Raw genomic sequence first — 19,934 nt, 5'->3', positions numbered from 1 at the left:
CCATAATTGGTGCAGATATGTACATTGCTTAATAGTAGGCAATCACATTTTTTATTCATTAATGTACTCTAACTCGAATACGCCTAACATAGCGAAAATTATTATCAACTTTGCTAAAACAGAAGCATTTTTTTTGACTCAAGGCATAAAACGAAATAGTGATCTTGCCATACAATCGAAGACTAAGTGCGATTTTTAACAGGAATAAATCATAGTGATTGCTCAACTTCGAAAACAACTCGTTCAACATGGCCCTTCATTACTGCGTGTACCAGCAAAATTGACACCTTTTTCGCTTCAGAAAAAAGTGATGCTGGAAGGATTAGCTATGGTTTTCAAAGAAGCACTAGAGGATGGTGATTTTGAGTTTTTAGAAGATCGCTGGCTAAAAGTTGAAGTACGTGATTTAGGTTTACAGTGGTTTATTAGCTACGAAGATGAAAAACTGGTTGTGGCTGAGTCTTGTGAACAAGAAGACGTCAGTTTTAGTGGCGAGTGTAATGATTTAGTACTTATTGCTGCACGCAAGGAAGATCCTGATACACTGTTCTTCCAACGTCGTCTTCGAATTGAAGGTGATACTGAGTTAGGGCTAGAAGTTAAAAACTTGATGGATAGTATCGATCTTGATTCTCTACCTGCTCCTGTGAAATTTATTTTGCAGCAATCTGCTGATTTCATTCATCAAGGTATGCATGATCACAGTGCTGCCCAAGAGGCCTTAAATGCTCATTAGATCCGAAGCTCCTGCTGATATCTTAACGATTGATACGCTATTAAAAACCGTATTCCCCACTGATGCTGAAGCTAAACTTGTTATGGCGTTACGCGAGAATGGTAATCGAACCTTATCGCTGGTGGCATGTAATGATGACGGCGAAGTGGTAGGCCACGCTTTTTTTAGCCCTGTAACGGTTAACGGTATAGATACTAATTGGCAAGGTCTTGCCCCTTTAGCTGTACGAGAAGATTATCAACAGCAAGGCATTGGTTTAGCACTAATCGAAGAAGCGAAAAGTGTATTAGCTGATTTTGATTACCCTGCAATTGTGGTGTTAGGTCATCCTGAATATTACACCAAAGCAGATTTTCAAAAAGCGTTAGATCATCAACTAACATGCGTTTGGCCTGATACAGAAGAGGCATTTATGGTATATGAAGTTCTACCTGAATCAGTCTCGCAATATCAAGGTACTGTTGAATATTGTCGTGAATTTAACACACTGTAAAGATGAGTATGGGTATGTATCGATTAATACTCTAACGTCTTATAATGAAAGCACAGCTAACTCACGCTGTGCTTTTTTATGTTTTAAAATGATTAGTATTGAGAAGTAAGATATCTAATTTTTGCATATAGCTAATTACTACATCGTGATAATTTATTACTCATATAAATATATGATTAGGACTGTCACCGATGATCCCTCGCAGTATCACATCGCCAAAAAAATTCATTATTGGTCAAGATTTACTGTCTCAACTTGATGTTTTTATAAAAGACTTTGGTAATAATGCCTTATTGATTTGTGATGATTTTATTGTAGATCGTGTTCAACAAGACGCGATGCCTTGTTTAGAGCAAGCGGGGATCAAGGCATGTAGCGAGAAATTTCAATATGAATGCACTGATAACGAAATTGAACGTTTACGTAAGATAGTAACAGCACAAAATGCAAATGTTGTTGTTGGTATTGGTGGCGGTAAAACCATGGATGTAGCAAAAGCTGTTGCGCATTATAGCAATACATCTGTGGTGATCTTCCCAACAATAGCGTCAAGTGATGCACCTTGTACCGCCGTGTCTGTTATCTATAAAGAGAGCGGTGAATTTGATCGTTACTTGTTATTACCGCAAAACCCTGATGTGGTATTAGCAGATACTCGACTTATCGCTCAAGCACCGGAAAAATATTTTGCCGCGGGTATTGGTGATGCGCTAGCGACCTTTTTTGAAACTCGCGCTTGTTGTTATGCCGCGAGTTTAAATTTAGTGAAAACCCGAGTATCTCGTACCGGATTAGGTATGGCATTGATGTGTTATGAGCTGATTGTAGATAACGTTGAAATGGCAATGCAAGCCGTACGTCGTCAGGAAGTTACACCAGCGTTAGAAGAGATGGTGGAAGCCATTGTTTATTTAAGTGGTGTGGCGGCAGAATCAGGCGGTATTGCATGCGCCCATGCGATTTGTAATGGCATGTCGTCACTTGAGAAATTTAATCATATTCAACACGGTGAAAAAGTAGCATTTGGCTTGTTAGTGCAATTGATGCTTGAAAAAGCCGATATCGAAGAAATCGAGAATGTTATTTATGTGATTAAAACTGCAGGGTTACCATTAACATTGGCTGACTTTGGTATTGATGAGTTTATAGAGTCAGATTGGCGAGACGTTGTTGATATTGCTTGTTCGCCTAACAATTCGATGGGCAATATGCCTATTGCTGTAAGTGCTGAGCAAGTGTATCAAGCGGTGATTGCGGCCAATGAATTAGCACAACGTTATCACGATTAAGTTGAATGTGATGAAAAATACCGACCTAGAGTCGGTATTTTTTTATCTCTGATTTTTGATAAGAGTTTATGAGTACAACCGATACGTAATTTGGTAGGATCTGCGCTCATTGATCTTCATAGTATGTAAATATCATACCGTGATTGATAGATAAGATAGCAGGTGTGGAATGAAACAGCGTGATATTCAGGTTCTACAAGAAATGGGGCTGACTTATTGGCAGGTCAGAAAGCCTGAAATATTTCCCAATCAAGAGATCCCAGTCATCGATCTTCCTGAACATTGCAAGTTACTGCTTGTGACTAATGATGAGCTTAATGAGCATGATGCCTGGCTTTTCGGACGGATCCTGAGCAGTATGAAACTAACACCAGAACAAGCATTATGCTTGCCTCTTGAAGCCGTTGAGCAAGTCGGTGAGCATTACTTAACGTGGTGTTGGTTTGCTGGTTGCCAAGGGGCGCACCCTACAGGCTGTCAGGTATTAAATTCCGTATCTTTACACTTAATGCATAATGATCCTTCATCGAAGAAAGCATTATGGCAACAGATTTGTAGTTATGACGCATAAAATTATTCCGTTAGACACCCAACATGTTGATGATGTTTGGCGTATTGAACAAGCAGCTCATGCATTTCCATGGGCTGAGTCGATGATCCGTAAAGAGCCAAATCGTATTGCAGCAAACTATGTGTTAGTTATTGATGATCAGGTAGTGGGTTACTGCTTTGGTCAATTAGTGGCAGGTGAAGGAACGCTATTAAATATTGCAATTGATCCAGCACATCAACGAAAGGGATATGGCAAAGTATTACTTAATGGCTTTATTGATGCGTTAGAAGCCAAGCAAGCGGAAGAGATTTGGTTAGAAGTCCGCGAAAGTAATACCGGTGCGTACAAACTTTATGAAGCAACAGGCTTTAATGAAACTAACCGCCGTGTTGATTATTACCCAACGGAAAATGGGCGTGAAGATGCCTTGATCATGGCGTATATGTTTATGCCTTTTGGCTAAGTCCAGAATCAGTGATCAAGTGATATTAAAAAGCCGAGCGTGATGCTCGGCTTTGTTCTATCTAGCTGAGGTGATTAGTGCTCACGAGTCGCACGGAAATCAACTTCAGGGAAACGCTCTTTTGCAAGGTTTAAGTTAACCATCGTTGGTGCGATATAAGAGAGGTTATCGCCACCATCTAGTGCAAGGTTAGATTGGTTCTTACGTTTAAACTCTTCGAGTTTTTTCACGTCATTACACTCAACCCAACGCGCCGTTGCAACGTTAACGCCTTCATAGATCGCTTCAACGTTATATTCAGCTTTAAGACGGGCAACAACCACATCAAACTGAAGTACACCAACGGCACCAACGATCAAATCGTTGTTTTGTAATGGACGGAATACCTGTACCGCACCTTCTTCTGAAAGCTGTACCAGACCTTTTAATAGTTGCTTTTGCTTTAGTGGATCTTTAAGGCGAATACGACGGAACAATTCTGGTGCGAAGTTAGGAATACCAGCGAACTTCAGACTTTCACCTTGAGTGAAGGTATCACCAATTTGAATTGTACCGTGGTTATGTAGGCCGATAATATCACCTGCATAAGCCGTTTCTGCGCGAGAGCGGTCACCCGCCATAAACGTTACCGCATCAGAGATACTTACGTTTTTGCCCGTACGAACATGGTTCATCTTCATACCTTGGGTGTAAGTACCCGATACAATACGCATAAAGGCAATACGGTCGCGGTGTTTAGGATCCATGTTTGCTTGGATCTTAAATACGAAGCCAGAAAATTTCTCTTCCGTTGCTTCAACTTCACGCTCATTAGCTTGGCGAGGAAGTGGTGCTGGGGCCCATGCTGTTAAGCCATCAAGCATATGGTCAACACCAAAGTTACCCAGTGCGGTACCGAAAAATACCGGTGTTAGCTCGCCGGCTAAAAATAGCTCTTCATCAAATTCATTTGATGCGCCCATCACAAGTTCAAGCTCTTCACGAAGTTGTTCGGCAAGATCTGCACCAATTGCTTCATCAAGATCCGGGTTTTCTAACCCTTTAATGATACGTTGTTCTTGAATTGTGTGGCCTTGACCTGTGCTGTACAAGATCGTTTCATCACGATGAATATGGTAAACACCTTTGAATTCTTTACCACAACCAATAGGCCATGAAATAGGGGCACAAGCCATACCTAATTCATTTTCTACTTCATCAAGAAGCTCCATTGGATCACGAATATCACGGTCCAATTTGTTCATGAAAGTAACAATCGGTGTATCACGTAGACGCGTAACTTCCATTAACTTACGGGTACGATCCTCGACACCTTTTGCCGCATCGATAACCATTAAACATGAGTCAACAGCGGTTAGGGTACGGTAAGTATCTTCAGAGAAGTCTTCGTGTCCGGGAGTATCAAGAAGGTTTACTAGGCACTCGTTATATGGGAACTGCATTACAGATGTAGTTACCGAGATACCACGTTCTTTTTCCATCTCCATCCAGTCTGACTTGGCGTGTTGGTTTGAACCACGACCTTTTACTGTACCGGCTTTTTGGATAGCGTTTCCGAATAACAGTACTTTTTCAGTAATGGTGGTCTTACCCGCATCGGGGTGAGAGATGATAGCGAAAGTACGACGTTTAGATACTTCGCCCTGAAACTGAGTTTGCGACATTAGCGTGTTCTTTTTTAATAAAAGTACTCCGTTGCTGCCGTATTACATCAAGCAAAGCAACAGAACAGAATGAATGGAGTGAGTTATTACTTATTGTCGCTGATTTTAGCGCGAGACTCAATCTAGGTGTATAAGAATCATTAATAGTAGGTAGAAATAATATTAAGCTTATATTGAATCATCACTATCTACGTATTAATTACTACAGGAATATTTATGATAGATACCCACTGCCATTTTGATTTCCCACCCTTTAGTGATGATCCAAAGCAAGCACTAATGTTGGCAAAAGAGGGAGGGATACAGCAAATTGTGATCCCAACAGTAGGACAATCGAATTGGAGTAAAGTACAACAGTTATGTCAGCGCTATTCTGATCTTTATTATGGCTTAGGCATTCATCCTTTCTTTAGTGCCGAACATGTTGATGATGTTTGTCAGCGTTTAAACCTTGAACTGAGAAATGCACTTCAACAATCGGATACAAAGTGTGTTGCAGTGGGAGAGTGTGGATTAGATTTTGCCATTGAAACAGTAAATAGAGAATTACAGCAAACATGGTTACAAGCACAATTACAGCTAGCCAATGATTATCAACTGCCTGTTATCTTGCATTGTCGCAAAGCCTTTCCAGAATTAGTTCGAGCTATAAAAATTGATACACCGTCTCAAGGTGGAGTTTATCATGGGTTTAGTGGCAGTTATCAGCAAGCGGTTCAGCTACTCGACTTAGGATTAAAAATTGGTGTTGGTGGCACCATTACCTATGAGCGGGCGAAAAAAACGCGAGAGACTATCGCAAAATTACCACTTTCAGCGATTGTGCTAGAAACCGATGCACCAGATATGCCTGTGTGTGGCTTTCAAGGTTTACCTAATAGACCTGAGCGTTTAATTTATATCGCGCAGTCTGTTGCTCTACTTAAAGGGATAAAAATAGAACAAGTCATCGATGTAACAACCTTAACTGCACATGAACTATATAAATTCTAACCGTGATGTTGGTACAAAAGACAAACGATTGCGTAAAACGTTTGCTTTCTTGTGGGAATGTTTTGTGATGACCTTCACAGAGTGGTTAACTCTTTCATGTTTATGGCACCAAAATTGTGAAGTTAGCATTACTTTGTCCGCGCATCGATGGGTATAATGCGCCGGACTCTTATAGAGCCGAATTGTCGAGACGCCAAACTTAACTTAATAGGATAGACATAAACCATGAGCATGTTTATGAGCCTGGTTGGGATGGTTGTTCTGCTACTTATTGCAGTACTTCTATCAGACAACCGTAAAGCAATTAATCTACGTACTGTTGGAGGCGCGTTCGCGATCCAATTTTTATTAGGTGCATTTGTTCTTTATGTACCCGTTGGTCGTGATGTGCTGTATGGCATGTCTCAGGCAGTTGCTAATGTTATTGCTTATGGTAATGACGGTATCAATTTCCTATTTGGCGGTCTAACATCGGACAAAATGTTTGAAGTGTTCGGTGGTGGCGGCTTTGTATTCGCCCTACGCGTTCTTCCTGTTATCGTTTTCTTCTCCGCGTTGATCAGTGTTCTTTACTACCTAGGTGTGATGCAAGTTGTTATCAATATTCTAGGTGGTGGTCTGCGTAAAGTATTGGGTACTTCTCACGCTGAATCTATGTCAGCGACAGCGAACATTTTCGTTGGTCAAACAGAAGCGCCACTAGTTGTTCGTCCATTCATTCCTAAAATGACTCAGTCTGAGCTATTTGCAGTAATGTGTGGTGGTTTGGCATCAGTTGCAGGTGGTGTACTTGCAGGTTACGCATCAATGGGTGTTCCGCTAGAGTACCTAATTGCAGCATCATTCATGGCAGCCCCTGGTGGTTTACTATTTGCTAAAATCATCAAGCCAGAAACAGAGCAGCCTGTAGAGCAGCTTGCTGGCGATGATGAAGAAGGCGTTGAAAAGCCAGCTAACGTTATTGACGCAGCAGCAGCAGGCGCATCGTCTGGTATGCAACTTGCGCTAAACGTAGGTGCAATGCTTCTAGCATTCATCGGTTTGATTGCTCTAATTAACGGTATGCTTGGTGGTATCGGTGGTTGGTTTGGTATGCCTGAGCTGACACTTGAACTTATTCTTGGTTACGTATTTGCACCATTAGCTTACCTAATCGGTGTGCCATGGGGTGAAGCACAAGTGGCAGGTTCATTCATCGGTCAGAAGATTGTTGTTAACGAATTCGTTGCTTACTTAAACTTTGCACCATACCTAAAAGATGTGGCTGACGGCGGTATGGTTGTAGCACAAACAGGTGTTGCAATGACTGAGAAGACGAAAGCTATCATCTCATTCGCACTATGTGGTTTCGCAAACCTATCATCGGTTGCAATCCTATTAGGTGGTCTAGGTGGCCTTGCTCCAAGCCGCCGTGCAGAAATCGCTCGCTTTGGTATGAAAGCGGTAGCAGCAGGTACATTATCTAACTTAATGTCTGCAACAATCGCTGGTTTGTTTATCTCTTTAGCAATGTAATTGTTGAGATAACTGCCTAAAGAAGAACGCCTCAATGAAAATTGAGGCGTTTTTTTATGCTTGTATTTAGCAGATAAAAGGCAATCAACAGTAAAGGTAAACATTATGACTCATGTTCTAAATTAACTTCATAAAATCGATTGCGTTCCCTTTTCTTAAATTTCACTCTGCTATTCTTACGCTACTGATTATCAGGGTGTGGATACAGGTAGTATCAGGGGTAGAAGCAATATAATGACAATGAAATGTGTTCATTAACTGTTTCTGATTCTCTATTTTAGTAAACACATTATCCACTGGTGGAAACATAAGTTTGATAGGCGAAAGACGACGGTCTTGCTATTATTGAGCCTAGCAAATACAGCGATTTTGTAAGAGCAGGCAAGTTGAGCGGCTCTTACGCGGGAATAGGGATAAGTCATTTAGTAAGTATTTACTTACTGAAACTTCAAGGAATCAAGTCCGCTCATTTGTTGCAGTAATTTTTACTGTATTCGGTAGCCTAATGAATAATTATTAGCGCTTTACCTTCGTTTATACTGATATTTAGAGCCTTATAGCTAAGCGCTTTAAATGTAATATTACGACTGGAGATAGTCATGAGCGATTTAAAAACTGCTGCACTACGTGCACTTAAATTAATGGATTTAACAACACTGAACGATGACGACACTGACGCAAAAGTGATCGAGCTTTGTAAAAATGCAAAAACAGTGGTTGGTAATACTGCAGCAGTGTGTATTTACCCTCGCTTTATCCCAGTAGCGAAAAAGCAACTACGTGAGCAAGGTACGCCAGATGTACGTATTGCAACGGTAACTAACTTCCCACACGGTAATGATGATATCGAGATTGCTGTTGCTGAAACGAAAGCGGCGGTGGCTTACGGTGCTGACGAAGTAGACGTAGTATTCCCATACCGCGCACTTATGGCTGGTAATGCAGATGTTGGTTTTGAACTAGTGAAGCAATGTAAAGCGGCGTGTGGCGATAACGTGTTGCTTAAAGTTATCATTGAAACAGGTGAGCTAAAAACAGAAGCACTAATTAAACAAGCATCTGAAATTTCAATTAAAGCGGGTGCTGATTTTATTAAAACCTCAACCGGTAAAGTACCTGTTAATGCGACACCAGAATACGCACAAATCATGCTTAACGTGATCAAAGATATGGGTGTTGCAAAAACAGTTGGCTTTAAGCCTGCAGGTGGTGTTCGCACCGCTGAAGATGCACAACAATATCTAGCAATGGCTGATGATATTCTTGGTGCTGAGTGGGCTGATAGCCGCCACTACCGTTTTGGTGCATCAAGCTTACTTGCTAACTTGTTACACACATTAGGTGAAGGTGAAGAAGCAGCGCAAGGCGGCTACTAATACCTTTAAACAAGGTGGTGAAATACCACCTTGTTTTTAACTCTCTGGCGGCATTATTAATGTCGTACTAATTCTTTAATTGGTTTTTCCAGCACTGCGTTTTCGTGGTTGTTGCCTTTTTTGCACCTAAAATTTAGAAATAAAGCAAAACGAAAAATAATTAAAGCATTGGTAATCCCTACTTCGCTGAATTAAAAACAAGAGGATCAGCATGTACTTACCTCAAGAAATTATTCGTAAAAAACGTGACAATATTGAATTAACCGCCGATGAAATTAACTTTTTCATTCAAGGTGTGGCGAAAAATACCGTCTCTGAAGGCCAAATCGCGGCATTTGCAATGGCTATCTATTTTAATGATATGACGATGGATGAGCGTGTTGCCTTAACTTGTGCGATGCGTGATTCAGGCATGGTGATTGATTGGGGATACATGCATTTTGATGGTCCTATTGTTGATAAGCACTCAACGGGTGGTGTAGGTGATGTCACTTCATTGATGTTAGGTGCTATGGTCGCAGCATGTGGTGGTTATGTGCCAATGATCTCAGGTCGAGGTTTAGGCCATACAGGTGGCACATTAGATAAATTAGAAGCTATTCCTGGTTATAATATCACACCAACTAATGAGGTGTTCGGTAAAGTAACTAAAGAAGCCGGTGTGGCGATTATTGGCCAGACAGGTGATTTAGCGCCAGCGGATAAACGTGTGTACGCAACTCGTGACGTTACTGCAACGGTTGATAATATCTCATTGATCACTGCGTCTATTTTGTCGAAGAAGCTAGCAGCAGGACTCGATTATTTAGTGATGGATGTCAAAGTGGGCTCTGGCGCTTTTATGCCAACGTACCAAGCATCTGAAGATCTAGCAAAATCAATTGTAGCTGTCGCAAATGGTGCTGGCACTTGTACATCTGCATTGTTAACGGACATGAACCAAGTCTTAGCATCAAGTGCGGGTAATGCTGTTGAAGTACGCGAAGCGGTACAGTTTCTAACCGGTGAATACCGTAATCCTCGATTGTTTGAAGTAACAATGGCATTGTGTGCAGAAATGTTATTGATCAGCAAGTTAGCGGCTGATACTCAACAAGCGCGAGCAAAGCTGCAAACAGTATTGGATAACGGTCAAGCCGCTGAGCGTTTTGGTAAAATGGTAGCTGGCTTAGGTGGCCCTACTGATTTTATCGAAAACTATGACAACTATTTAGAGAAAGCTGAGATTGTAAAACCAGTATTTGCTGAAACAACAGGCTTTGCTCATGCTATGGATACTCGTGGCTTAGGTATGGCCGTTGTAGGCATGGGTGGTGGTCGTCGTGTTGCTAGCGATAATATTGATTATGCGGTTGGTTTTAGTGACATGATCCGTTTAGGTGATGAAGTTTACGCTGATACTCCTCTTGCAATGGTACATGCTCGTACTGAAGCGCAATGGGAAGAAGCAGCGAAAGCGATTCGCAGTAATATTACGGTGAATGATACTAAACCTGAATCGACCCCTGAAGTTTACCGTCGTATCAGCAAACAAGATGTGTAATGGAGTAACAATGAAACGTTCAATTATTTTAGTACTAGATTCTTTTGGTATTGGTGCCTCAGCAGACGCGGATAAATTTGGTGATGTAGGTGCAAATACCTTAGGTCATATTGCACAGGCGTGTGCGCGTGGCGAAGCCAATAATGGCGATCGCAACGGTCCATTACACTTACCTAATTTAACCAAGCTTGGTTTAGCAAAAGCGTGTGAAGAATCATGCGGTAGTTTTCCAGATGGCATGGATCCAAACTCTGAGATCACTGGTGCTTATGGTTATGCGCAAGAGCTTTCTTCAGGTAAAGATACCCCGTCAGGTCACTGGGAAATTGCAGGTGTGCCTGTATTGTTTGAGTGGGGTTATTTTAGCGATAAAGAAAACAGTTTCCCTAAAGAACTGACCGATCGCATTCTTGCTCGTGCAGGCTTAGAGAGTTTCTTAGGTAACTGTCATGCATCAGGTACACAAGTGCTTGATGATTTAGGCGAAGAACATATGAAGACGGGCATGCCTATCTTCTACACATCTGCTGACTCTGTTTTCCAAATTGCGTGTCATGAAGAAACATTCGGTTTAGAGCGCCTATTAGAACTTTGCCAAATTGCGCGTGAAGAGCTAGAAGATTATAACATTGGCCGTGTTATTGCGCGCCCGTTCATTGGTGCTGGAAAAGGTCAATTTGAACGTACGGGTAACCGCCGTGACTTGTCGCTTGAGCCGCCAGCAGCAACAATTCTGCAAAAGCTTGTTGATGAAAAACAAGGCGAAGTAGTATCGATTGGTAAAATTTCCGATATCTATGCAGGCTGTGGTATTTCAAGCAAAGTAAAAGCGACAGGTATTCCGGCTTTATTTGATGCGACACTTGAACAAATTAAACAAGCGGGTGACAACACTATCGTATTTACTAACTTTGTTGATTTTGATTCAGCCTACGGTCACCGTCGTAATGTTGCGGGTTATGCTGCAGCGCTTGAGTACTTCGATCGCCGTCTTCCTGAGATTTTAGCGTTACTTCAATGTGACGATGTACTGATCATTACCGCCGATCACGGTTGTGATCCAACATGGCCAGGTACTGATCATACCCGCGAACATATTCCTGTGCTTGTTTCAGGACCAAAGATTAAGCCTGGTTCATTAGGTTTACGTGAAAGCTTTGCTGATATTGGTCAGAGCCTAGCTGAGTACTTTGGTACAACAGATATGGAATACGGTAAGTCGTTTCTATAACTCAAATTAAAAATAAGGGTAAATCTTATTTACCCTTATTTATTATAAAAAAGACATGATTGTTTAGCATTTTCCACTTTATAATGCCAAGCAATCACAGCATGTTTAGCTAAACGTTAGTGATTAATTTTTAACACTGACAGCTAACTAAAAATAGGAAAAGGATACAACTATGGCTACTCCACATATTAATGCTGAAATGGGTGATTTTGCAGATGTAGTTTTAATGCCGGGCGATCCGCTACGTGCTAAATACATCGCAGAAACTTTCCTAGAAGATGCTAAAGAAGTATGTAATGTACGTAGTATGTTAGGCTTCACTGGCACATACAAAGGTCGCAAGATCTCTGTTATGGGTCACGGTATGGGTATTCCATCATGTTCTATCTACGCAACAGAATTAATTAAAGATTTTGGTGTGAAGAAGATCATTCGTGTGGGTAGTTGTGGTGCTGTACGTGATGACGTTAACTTGCGTGATGTTGTTATCGGTATGGGTGCATCAACAGATTCTAAAGTAAACCGTATTCGTTTTGGCGGTCATGACTTTGCAGCGATTGCTGATTTCGGCATGGTACAAAATGCGGTAGATGCAGCAAAAGCGAAAGGTATCCCTGTTAAAGTGGGTAATATCTTCTCTGCTGATCTGTTCTACAATCCTGATTTTGAATTCTTCAAAACAATGGATAAGTACGGCATCGTTGGTGTTGAGATGGAAGCGGCGGGTATCTATGGTGTTGCAGCTGAGTTTGGTGCTAAAGCACTAACTATCTGTACTGTTTCTGATCATATCCTACGTGGCGAAGCAACAACATCGGAAGAGCGTCAATTGACATTCAACGAGATGATCGAAATCGCGTTAGATTCTGTGATCCTAGGTGATGCAGAAGCATAATCTTTACTGATTAAGCACAAAAAACGGAAACAGTTCGCGCTGTTTCCGTTTTTTTATATTATTAATTTTTCTGTGATTAATAACCGTATTTAGTCTTTCGCGTTTGCCGTAAGTAAAAACGGGAAATGCCAAATATCTTTTCGACGACCAAAGGTGAGAGCTAATAGCAAGCCAATCATTAATGCAACGAGGATCAAGCCACGAATAATACTGGTCATGTATTCAATTTGGCTTTTTGCATGCGCTAATAGTTTATTGTGTTCAAGCGTAATACGAACAAAGCCAATCACATGTTTATTAGCAAAAATAGGCTGAACAATTTGTTGGCGACCAATACTTGCCATCGCCAGTGGTGTGGATAGCCCGGTTAGTTGCGTCAATGGCATTGATTTATCGGTTTTCGCCAAGGTCACACCTTCAATATTGTAGATACTCGCATCTAAAATTAAAGGCTCATCGGATAAATTATTCACCAATTCTTGCAGTTGATCTTGGTTATTATCCGTAATATTACTGGCTGCATTTTCTGCTGCTTGACGTACTAACATGCGTGATAATGTTTGAGTTTGTTCACTTAGCATTTGGTAATTACGCTGGGTTAAGAGCGCGCCGTATTCCAGCATTCCAATTAATGCCAAGCTACATAATAGGAGAACAGAAAGCCGTCCTAGATGTTGCCAGCGTTTCTTTTTCCACTTTATCATCGAGTTAACCTTTGCTGTGTTCTGGTGGTATTTTACACGATAATGAAGTAGTTAAGAATATTCTTGTTCATTGGGGTTATTATAATAAAAAACAAATAGTTAAACATACAGGATGGTTTTTAGTCATAAATAATTACTCTTTTTATTGTATTTATTTAAGATAAACAAGTGAAAATTAACTATGTTTTATTACAGTTTAGTAACATTTTGGGTTGCTCTTCACTATCAGTATCGGTAGTTTGTAAAGAAGTAGCGACAAGTTGCACCATTATTACGATATTGGCATTAAAATCATCGTAATATAGCAATAAGTTACTTTTAGGATAAATAATATGGATATTGAGTACGTGCTGAAAATAAAAAAACACCCCACGCTGTATAAACGTTTCCCACAACTATTAACGGTAACCAATGGTGATAAACGCCAAGCGCAATGGTTATTTTATGGGAAAAATATTAGCCATTATGATGTTGAATTATTAAATAGTGCGGTACACGGAGATCTTCAATTACTGGCTGGCTGGAAAGTGGGATCTTATGATGTTTTCACGATCGCCAATGATCTAACAGAGCAAGCAGAGCAAACACTGGCTGAATTACAATTAGATTATTTCCAACTTTCCGATCTTCCTGATCTAATTGAGCCAGGCTTAGTTGTTTTCGATATGGACTCTACTGCAATTCAAATTGAATGTATTGATGAAATCGCTAAGCTAGCTGGTGTGGGAGAGCAAGTCGCTGAAGTGACAGAGCGCGCGATGCAAGGTGAACTCGATTTTGAGCAGAGTCTGCGTCAACGTGTTGGTACTCTCGCAGGTGCCGATGAAGCGATATTGGCACAAGTAAAAGAGAACTTACCCTTGATGCCTGAAATGCGTGAAGTCGTGGCAACATTGCATGCTTATGGGTGGAAAGTCGTGATTGCTTCTGGTGGTTTTACTTATTTCTCTGATTATTTGCAGCAAGAGTTAGATTTAGTTGGGGCATTCTCTAATCAATTAGAAATCGTTGATGGTAAATTAACCGGGAATGTTCTTGGTGATGTGGTAGATGCGCAAGCAAAAGCCAATATTTTGCAAGGTCTTGCTGAGCGATATGATATTGAGCCCCACAATACGGTGGCAGTGGGTGATGGAGCAAATGATCTGGTGATGATGAAAGCGGCAGGTTTAGGGATTGCTTATCACGCGAAGCCCAAAGTTGAACAACAAGCCCCTGCGGTGATCCGTCACGCTGATCTGGGTGGTATTTTATGTATATTATCAGCATCGCTCGTACCACAACGACTAAGCTGGTAAGCCATTTATAGATAGATAAAAAGCCGTTGATTGTTTCTATTGATTATGGAAACGATTAACGGCTTTTTTTAATGGGTAAGCAGTAGCGTTATTAGCTGATCTCTAATCGAACTAACACTTCATCCGTTATATCAAAGATTTCTCCACAACCGATCAAAGAGATAAACTCTGCTTCTAATGCTCGTGCTCGATGGAGAGTTAAACGGGCTAATTCACTGAGCTTTTCACCAATTAATGCCGTTAAAGGGTTAAAAATAGGTAAGGCTGTGATGCGAATGGCAATAAAGCTACCGCTTTTACGTGCCAATGAAATAAATCTAACCCGTGATTCAATATCGTCAAATTCATAGCTGGCTTTGACTGCGATCTGTTTTATTTTGCCATCGACTTGTTCAAAAGCGATATAGAGTTCATGAACATAAGGTTCACGTACATTCTCGATCGGACGCATTGGGTAAGCTAACATTTCTTTGACTCGGCGTTTAAATAGCAAACCAAGTTCAAAATGTTTTTGCTCACCCAGTTGATAAAAAATGTCAGCGAGTGGTGACAGTGGAAAGTTCGATCCGACAGCTTTGACTTTTATTTTGTGATCTATTTTTTCTGCGAAATAGGGAATGCTATTTAAACGAGTTAATAGCATTTGATGCATAGCGAGCAGCATTGCGGGAGAAGGCAGGTGTTCTTCACAAAGGGAAAATCGTTCTTCATTACTTTGAATAAGTTTACGTAAAAACTTTTCACCAACACGTGATTCTTGACTATCGCGTATCGTAAGTTGGATATTTTTTCCGTTAGGGCTAGTACGAATCACTTGATAAGGCATTCTGCCCAAGATATCGAGCTTAGCTAAGCGTTGTAGCTGCTCAAATTTAATTGTAACGGGATCATCTTTTTTACAGCGAAATGGCGTATCAAGATTAATATTGAGTCCACGGCTCGAAAAGTCGATCGAATGACCATGGCTAATTAATTGCCCTTGTTGATATAACGAGATCGTTGTTTTATAGCTAAAACGTGATTCACTGCGTTGAGGTTTGGGATCAAAATGGATCGCTTCAGCTAAACAAATTGGATTTTTTGGATGCCTAAATGGATTGATCGCTTGGCTTGATAATGTTGATTTTTGTGTTAAACGGTAATCTGACTGGGTATTTTTATGGGTGATATCTTGCAGTACACCCACATGGGTGAGGTCTTGAAATTTCTCAATCATTTCAGGAGCAACATCATTGAGCTTTTCAAGCTCTTGCTGACGTAAAGGATAAACCGTTAACCGCATCACTCGCCAACTATCACGGTGTGAGCCTAATTGCCAAAAAATACGGCGTTGCTCTTGGTCCATTTCAGGTAAGGCTGCTGAATAAAAATAGCGTTGCCCTTGATGATCGTGATGGAAACAATAAATTAAGGTGCTAGATTGCTTTAGCCCTTTATGCCCTAGTGAAGCAATACGTTGCTCTGATAATAATTGATTGATCACGGGCTGATTACGTTCATCATGCCAGTATTGCCATAAATAACGGTTGTGATCGGTCAGTAAAGCGTATTTAAGATCAGTATCAGAGAAAAAGAGAGGTAGCCCTACGGTATGTTTTAGGAAGCAGTGTTCGTAGCCTTGGGTACGCGCCTGAATGATTTTATCTTCATGATTATTTCGATGGCGTAGTAGGCCTTTATTTTGACTGTCGATGATCAGTTGCTTTAACGCTTCATTTTCACTTAGTGCAATGAGACGTAGCCATTTAAAGCTAGTATCTTCAGGATTATCATCAATCCCTAATACACGGTAGCGATGAGGTTGTTCTAAAAGAGGCTCATTGTGTATTTTTGCTAATTGTGGGAAATAAGCATCAATACTTTGTCCTAACCGATAGCTAAATGCAGAGGGAACTTTAAATTTAGCTCCTGATGATGAAAGATCAGTTGTCATTCCCCAGATCTGTTGATTGAAAGGAATGCTGATAGTCACGGGTGTGCTAATTTGTAATCGGTTTTCTTCTCGATGGAGATAGTGACCAAAACGGATCAAATTAGCGGTAAATAACTCTGGGGCGGCTTTTTTCTCTGTTGATATGGCACGCTCACCTTGTTGATGTAATTCTCGAAAATCATTATGGGTATTTACCAATGCTTCATAGAGACCAATGCAATATTGATTATTGAACACTTTGCTACGACGATGAAGAATATTGATAGCAACATCATCAAGCCAATGGGTTTGACCATTGAAAATATAAGAGCGGCATTGGCCTTTTACGCGACCACGTAAATCAATAATTTTTTTGCATGGCGTCATTAACCGATTAATTTCCATTTTTATACGGAGTTTGATCGGCCCTGATTCGGTACTGGTTAAACTATCAAAAACTTGGTGGAAATCTTCACTTCCATAAACCGGTAATAGTTGTTCTATGAGTGCTTTGTAATCGTCCAACTGCATTTTATTTTCTGTTAAAAGATTCGCTGATAGTATTATCTGCTTATGGTGACAAAAGTTTAATGTAAAGTGATAAAAACTGACATTTGAAGTGGGTTTTACATCAAAAAAATTCTTGTTTATTCGACGAGTTAGACATTTAGGATAGAGAATGGCAAAAGCAGCGAAACGCGCATACGTTTGTAGTGATTGTGGGATGGACTTTGCTCGTTGGCAAGGCCAATGTTCTGGTTGCAAATCGTGGAATACGATCACTGAATTTACCATACCGAATACGAAATCTGGGTTAACCAGTACTTCTGCTCGTTCGAGTGTTGGTGGTTATGCGGGGATCATTGGTGGCGGCTCGAAAAAACTTCACGAAGTTGAAACCGTTGAAGCAGAAAAAATGCTGACTGAGATTGGTGAGCTTGATCGTGTGTTGTGTGGTGGTTTAACTACAGGCTCGGTTAATATTATTTCTGGTGATCCGGGAGCGGGTAAAACAACACTGTTGTCTGATCTGGTTGCTCGAATGTCACAACTGATGCCATCACTTTACTGTACGGCAGAAGAATCACTGTCGCAGTTTAAAAACCGTGTCAATCGCCTAAAGCTGAACTGTAATGAAGATAATTTATATCTGATGGCGGAAACCAGTGTTGAAGCCATCATCGCAGAGCTTGAAGTTAAGCAAATCAAGTTTGCGGTTATTGACTCCATTCAGGCGGTATCTACTGAACTGGCTAATGGTAGCCCGGGTTCGCCATCGCAAGTAAAAGCAGCAGCGCAAGCCCTTACACAGTATTGTAAACAAAATAATGTGACGATGTTTTTGATCGCACACGTAAATAAAAACAATGAGATTGCAGGTCCTCAAACGCTTGTTCACATTGTCGATTCTCTGCTGCACATTGATACCAATGATGGGCAGGTACGTACATTGCGTGCCAATAAAAACCGTTTTGGTGATGTTGATACGGTAGGTATTTTCCGTATGACAGAGCGCGGTATGCTTAGTGTTGATAATCCAAGTGAGATCTTTTTATCTGGCTCAACAACGGAATCTTCAGGCTCTGCGATTACTTGTATTCGAAAAGGTAATCGTAATCTATTGTTAGAGATCCAGTGTTTAACCACTGAAACTGAAGGTGAGTTTCCACAGCGTGTCTGTGTTGGTTTGAATATGAACCGGATTAAGATGCTAACGGGGATCTTACGTAAACATGCGAAGACCAAGATTTACCACGATACCTTTTTTAATATTGTTGGTGGTTTGAAAATTGATGAGTCAGAAACCTGTATTGATTTGGCGCTGGTGGCTGCGTTGTTAAGTAGTCTTAATGAATTTGTGGTGCCGCGTACTACGTGCATTATGGGAGAGCTCAGCCTTAACGGTGATGTACGCCCGATCGATAGTGGTGTACCTCGGGTAAAAGAAGCCGCGCAGCATGGTTTTACTGAGATTTTTATCCCTTTCCGTAATTACCATAAATCAATGGAAGGGTTAGGGGCGAAGATCACTCCCGTAAAAACTATTCATGAACTATTAGATCTTATCAATTAAGAGTGGGTGAGAAGCGATGATTCTGAATAAAAAGGATCCGCTTCTCATTTTTTATGGTTGATGGTTAAAGCTTGTTACTTAGTGGCGTGAGGAGCTGATTTGGGTTGATTCACCGTTTCAAATGTTGCTTCTTGATTTTTAGAAGCGAGTTGAACCTGCACTTTGACCATACTACCTACCGTATTGAGTAATGATGTCCATTGCACATTGGGTTCTTTTTTAAAGATACTATCGAAGTTTTTAATATCCCAATCGACAAAAGGGCGAGGATTTAACGGTTTACCTAAAAAGTGGATCTCATAATGGAGATGTGGACCTGTTGAAAGGCCTGAATTTCCTGTCCAGCCAATCAACTCCCCTTTATTAACAAACTGCCCAGCTTTGACATTAAATTTGCTCATATGAGAGTACGTCGACACAAAGCCCATAGTGTGATTTAAAGTCAGCTGATTGCCATAACCATGTTGGCTGCTGTTCACTTTTTCTATTACCGCATCGGCTGGGGCATAAATAGGTGTCCCTGTTTTGGCTGCAAAGTCTAATCCATCGTGTCTTTTTCGTTGTTTAGTAATCGGATGGACACGAGTGCCAAACCCCGATGTTAATTGTACATTCGGTGTAGGTTCACCATTAGGAATAAGTTGAAATAGTGTTGCTTTCACCGCCGAATTAATCGCAGCGGTATTAACGCGATCTTGGAGGTCGAGATCTTTATTGTCCTCACGTAATCCCAACACATTTTCCATGTCATCAATACGTTGATTTAATGTTTTTAACGTTTGTTTTTTTTGCTCGATTGTCTCGTTTAACGTTTTATTTAAAGCCGTCTCTTCAGATAATGACGCACTGAGCTCTAAGGCTTTATTCCGTAGTTGAGATACTTGCTGGTGAGAGTCTTGAACGGAGATATAAAGTTCAAATATGGCATGTGTGCTGTAGGTGAGTGCGCCACAAAGTAGACATAGAGCAATATAACGAAAACTATTAGTTAGCAATGCTCTCTTATTACTTTTACGTAGCTTGGTAGCAAGAGATTTCATATAAAACATCATGGAAGAATACACATTGAGCAATTTCTGAAGCTAGAGTCTATGTGTTAAGGCTAATTATTGCTAGTTTCCTATCTCTCATTTGTGCAACAGTCTTGCTATTTTATGGTCTTACCCACTTGTTTTTATTCATAAAAAAAAGAGCA

General features: G+C 40.7%; 17 protein-coding genes. 13 read left to right on the top strand and 4 right to left on the bottom strand.

The annotated features are described in order from the left end of the window. Positions 1 to 214 precede the first annotated feature (214 nt). The 5 genes from I3259_RS07615 (at position 215) to rimI (ending at position 3,534) form a co-directional block, all read left to right on the top strand. Positions 215 to 736 carry an SCP2 domain-containing protein gene (locus tag I3259_RS07615; protein ID WP_238029075.1) on the top strand — a complete coding sequence of 174 codons (522 nt, stop codon included), beginning with the start codon at positions 215 to 217 and terminating at the stop codon, positions 734 to 736. Beyond that, positions 726 to 1,229: an N-acetyltransferase gene (locus tag I3259_RS07610; RefSeq protein ID WP_238029074.1), complete on the top strand. Its 504-nt coding sequence runs from the start codon at positions 726 to 728 to the stop codon at positions 1,227 to 1,229. The genes I3259_RS07615 and I3259_RS07610 overlap by 11 nt, the downstream gene beginning before the upstream one ends. 191 nt (positions 1,230 to 1,420) lie before the next feature. Further along, positions 1,421 to 2,518: a glycerol dehydrogenase gene (locus I3259_RS07605; RefSeq protein ID WP_238029073.1), complete on the top strand. Its 1,098-nt coding sequence runs from the start codon at positions 1,421 to 1,423 to the stop codon at positions 2,516 to 2,518. 169 nt (positions 2,519 to 2,687) lie between these two features. After that, entirely contained in the window at positions 2,688 to 3,089 is a 402-nt protein-coding gene (locus I3259_RS07600) for a DNA polymerase III subunit psi (RefSeq protein ID WP_238029072.1), read from the top strand. Then, positions 3,079 to 3,534, top strand: coding sequence for a ribosomal protein S18-alanine N-acetyltransferase (gene rimI, locus I3259_RS07595; RefSeq protein ID WP_238029071.1), 456 nt, complete (start codon positions 3,079 to 3,081; stop codon positions 3,532 to 3,534). Before I3259_RS07600 ends, rimI begins: the two co-directional genes overlap by 11 nt. A 74-nt stretch (positions 3,535 to 3,608) precedes the next feature. Here the strand turns inward: rimI and prfC are convergent, their stop codons facing one another. Continuing rightward, positions 3,609 to 5,198, bottom strand: a complete 1,590-nt coding sequence (gene prfC / locus I3259_RS07590) for a peptide chain release factor 3 (protein WP_238029070.1) — start codon at positions 5,196 to 5,198, stop codon at positions 3,609 to 3,611. A 216-nt stretch (positions 5,199 to 5,414) separates the two neighbouring features. Here prfC and I3259_RS07585 point away from each other — a divergent pair, with 216 nt between their 5' ends. The 6 genes from I3259_RS07585 to deoD all read left to right on the top strand — a co-directional run bounded on the left by I3259_RS07585 (position 5,415) and on the right by deoD (position 12,751). Next, positions 5,415 to 6,191, top strand: a complete 777-nt coding sequence (locus tag I3259_RS07585; RefSeq protein ID WP_238029069.1) for a TatD family hydrolase — start codon at positions 5,415 to 5,417, stop codon at positions 6,189 to 6,191. A gap of 225 nt (positions 6,192 to 6,416) precedes the next feature. Then, positions 6,417 to 7,706, top strand: a complete 1,290-nt coding sequence (locus tag I3259_RS07580; protein ID WP_238029068.1) for a NupC/NupG family nucleoside CNT transporter — start codon at positions 6,417 to 6,419, stop codon at positions 7,704 to 7,706. 599 nt (positions 7,707 to 8,305) lie between these two features. Further along, positions 8,306 to 9,082, top strand: a complete 777-nt coding sequence (gene deoC, locus I3259_RS07575) for a deoxyribose-phosphate aldolase (RefSeq protein WP_005369517.1) — start codon at positions 8,306 to 8,308, stop codon at positions 9,080 to 9,082. Positions 9,083 to 9,293: 211 nt separating this feature from the next. Continuing rightward, entirely contained in the window at positions 9,294 to 10,625 is a 1,332-nt protein-coding gene (gene deoA, locus I3259_RS07570; RefSeq protein ID WP_238029067.1) for a thymidine phosphorylase, read from the top strand. Positions 10,626 to 10,635: 10 nt separating this feature from the next. Further along, positions 10,636 to 11,856: a phosphopentomutase gene (locus tag I3259_RS07565; RefSeq protein WP_238029066.1), complete on the top strand. Its 1,221-nt coding sequence runs from the start codon at positions 10,636 to 10,638 to the stop codon at positions 11,854 to 11,856. 172 nt (positions 11,857 to 12,028) lie between these two features. Then, positions 12,029 to 12,751 carry a purine-nucleoside phosphorylase gene (deoD, locus tag I3259_RS07560; protein ID WP_238029065.1) on the top strand — a complete coding sequence of 241 codons (723 nt, stop codon included), beginning with the start codon at positions 12,029 to 12,031 and terminating at the stop codon, positions 12,749 to 12,751. Positions 12,752 to 12,840: 89 nt separating this feature from the next. On the opposite strand, the gene I3259_RS07555 is transcribed toward deoD, so the two are convergent. Beyond that, a complete protein-coding gene (locus I3259_RS07555) occupies positions 12,841 to 13,455 on the bottom strand; it encodes an AhpA/YtjB family protein (RefSeq protein ID WP_238029064.1) in 615 nt (204 codons plus the stop codon). A gap of 332 nt (positions 13,456 to 13,787) precedes the next feature. Here I3259_RS07555 and serB point away from each other — a divergent pair, with 332 nt between their 5' ends. Continuing rightward, on the top strand, positions 13,788 to 14,753 hold the full coding sequence (gene serB / locus I3259_RS07550) for a phosphoserine phosphatase (RefSeq protein WP_238029063.1): 966 nt from the start codon (positions 13,788 to 13,790) through the stop codon (positions 14,751 to 14,753). 91 nt (positions 14,754 to 14,844) lie between these two features. Here the strand turns inward: serB and I3259_RS07545 are convergent, their stop codons facing one another. Beyond that, entirely contained in the window at positions 14,845 to 17,196 is a 2,352-nt protein-coding gene (locus I3259_RS07545) for a PilZ domain-containing protein (RefSeq protein WP_238029062.1), read from the bottom strand. 148 nt (positions 17,197 to 17,344) lie between these two features. Here I3259_RS07545 and radA point away from each other — a divergent pair, with 148 nt between their 5' ends. Next, entirely contained in the window at positions 17,345 to 18,739 is a 1,395-nt protein-coding gene (radA, locus tag I3259_RS07540; RefSeq protein WP_238029061.1) for a DNA repair protein RadA, read from the top strand. Between the two features lie 74 nt (positions 18,740 to 18,813). On the opposite strand, the gene I3259_RS07535 is transcribed toward radA, so the two are convergent. Beyond that, positions 18,814 to 19,779, bottom strand: a complete 966-nt coding sequence (locus I3259_RS07535; RefSeq protein WP_238029060.1) for a M23 family metallopeptidase — start codon at positions 19,777 to 19,779, stop codon at positions 18,814 to 18,816. Positions 19,780 to 19,934: the final 155 nt, after the last annotated feature.

The sequence above is a fragment of the Photobacterium sp. Ph5 genome (assembly GCF_022129445.1).
GTDB lineage: Bacteria > Pseudomonadota > Gammaproteobacteria > Enterobacterales > Vibrionaceae > Photobacterium.
This window is presented reverse-complemented; position numbering and strand designations above follow the sequence as displayed.

Coding starts and splice junctions, on each gene's coding strand:
- I3259_RS07565 (WP_238029066.1), top strand. CDS start 10,636: ATGAAACGTTCAATTATTTTAGTACTAGATTCTTTTGGTATTGGTGCC.
- serB (WP_238029063.1), top strand. CDS start 13,788: ATGGATATTGAGTACGTGCTGAAAATAAAAAAACACCCCACGCTGTAT.
- I3259_RS07605 (WP_238029073.1), top strand. CDS start 1,421: ATGATCCCTCGCAGTATCACATCGCCAAAAAAATTCATTATTGGTCAA.
- I3259_RS07535 (WP_238029060.1), bottom strand. CDS start 19,779: ATGAAATCTCTTGCTACCAAGCTACGTAAAAGTAATAAGAGAGCATTG.
- rimI (WP_238029071.1), top strand. CDS start 3,079: ATGACGCATAAAATTATTCCGTTAGACACCCAACATGTTGATGATGTT.
- deoD (WP_238029065.1), top strand. CDS start 12,029: ATGGCTACTCCACATATTAATGCTGAAATGGGTGATTTTGCAGATGTA.
- I3259_RS07610 (WP_238029074.1), top strand. CDS start 726: ATGCTCATTAGATCCGAAGCTCCTGCTGATATCTTAACGATTGATACG.
- I3259_RS07555 (WP_238029064.1), bottom strand. CDS start 13,455: ATGATAAAGTGGAAAAAGAAACGCTGGCAACATCTAGGACGGCTTTCT.
- I3259_RS07545 (WP_238029062.1), bottom strand. CDS start 17,196: ATGCAGTTGGACGATTACAAAGCACTCATAGAACAACTATTACCGGTT.
- deoA (WP_238029067.1), top strand. CDS start 9,294: ATGTACTTACCTCAAGAAATTATTCGTAAAAAACGTGACAATATTGAA.
- I3259_RS07585 (WP_238029069.1), top strand. CDS start 5,415: ATGATAGATACCCACTGCCATTTTGATTTCCCACCCTTTAGTGATGAT.
- I3259_RS07600 (WP_238029072.1), top strand. CDS start 2,688: ATGAAACAGCGTGATATTCAGGTTCTACAAGAAATGGGGCTGACTTAT.
- prfC (WP_238029070.1), bottom strand. CDS start 5,198: ATGTCGCAAACTCAGTTTCAGGGCGAAGTATCTAAACGTCGTACTTTC.
- deoC (WP_005369517.1), top strand. CDS start 8,306: ATGAGCGATTTAAAAACTGCTGCACTACGTGCACTTAAATTAATGGAT.
- radA (WP_238029061.1), top strand. CDS start 17,345: ATGGCAAAAGCAGCGAAACGCGCATACGTTTGTAGTGATTGTGGGATG.
- I3259_RS07580 (WP_238029068.1), top strand. CDS start 6,417: ATGAGCATGTTTATGAGCCTGGTTGGGATGGTTGTTCTGCTACTTATT.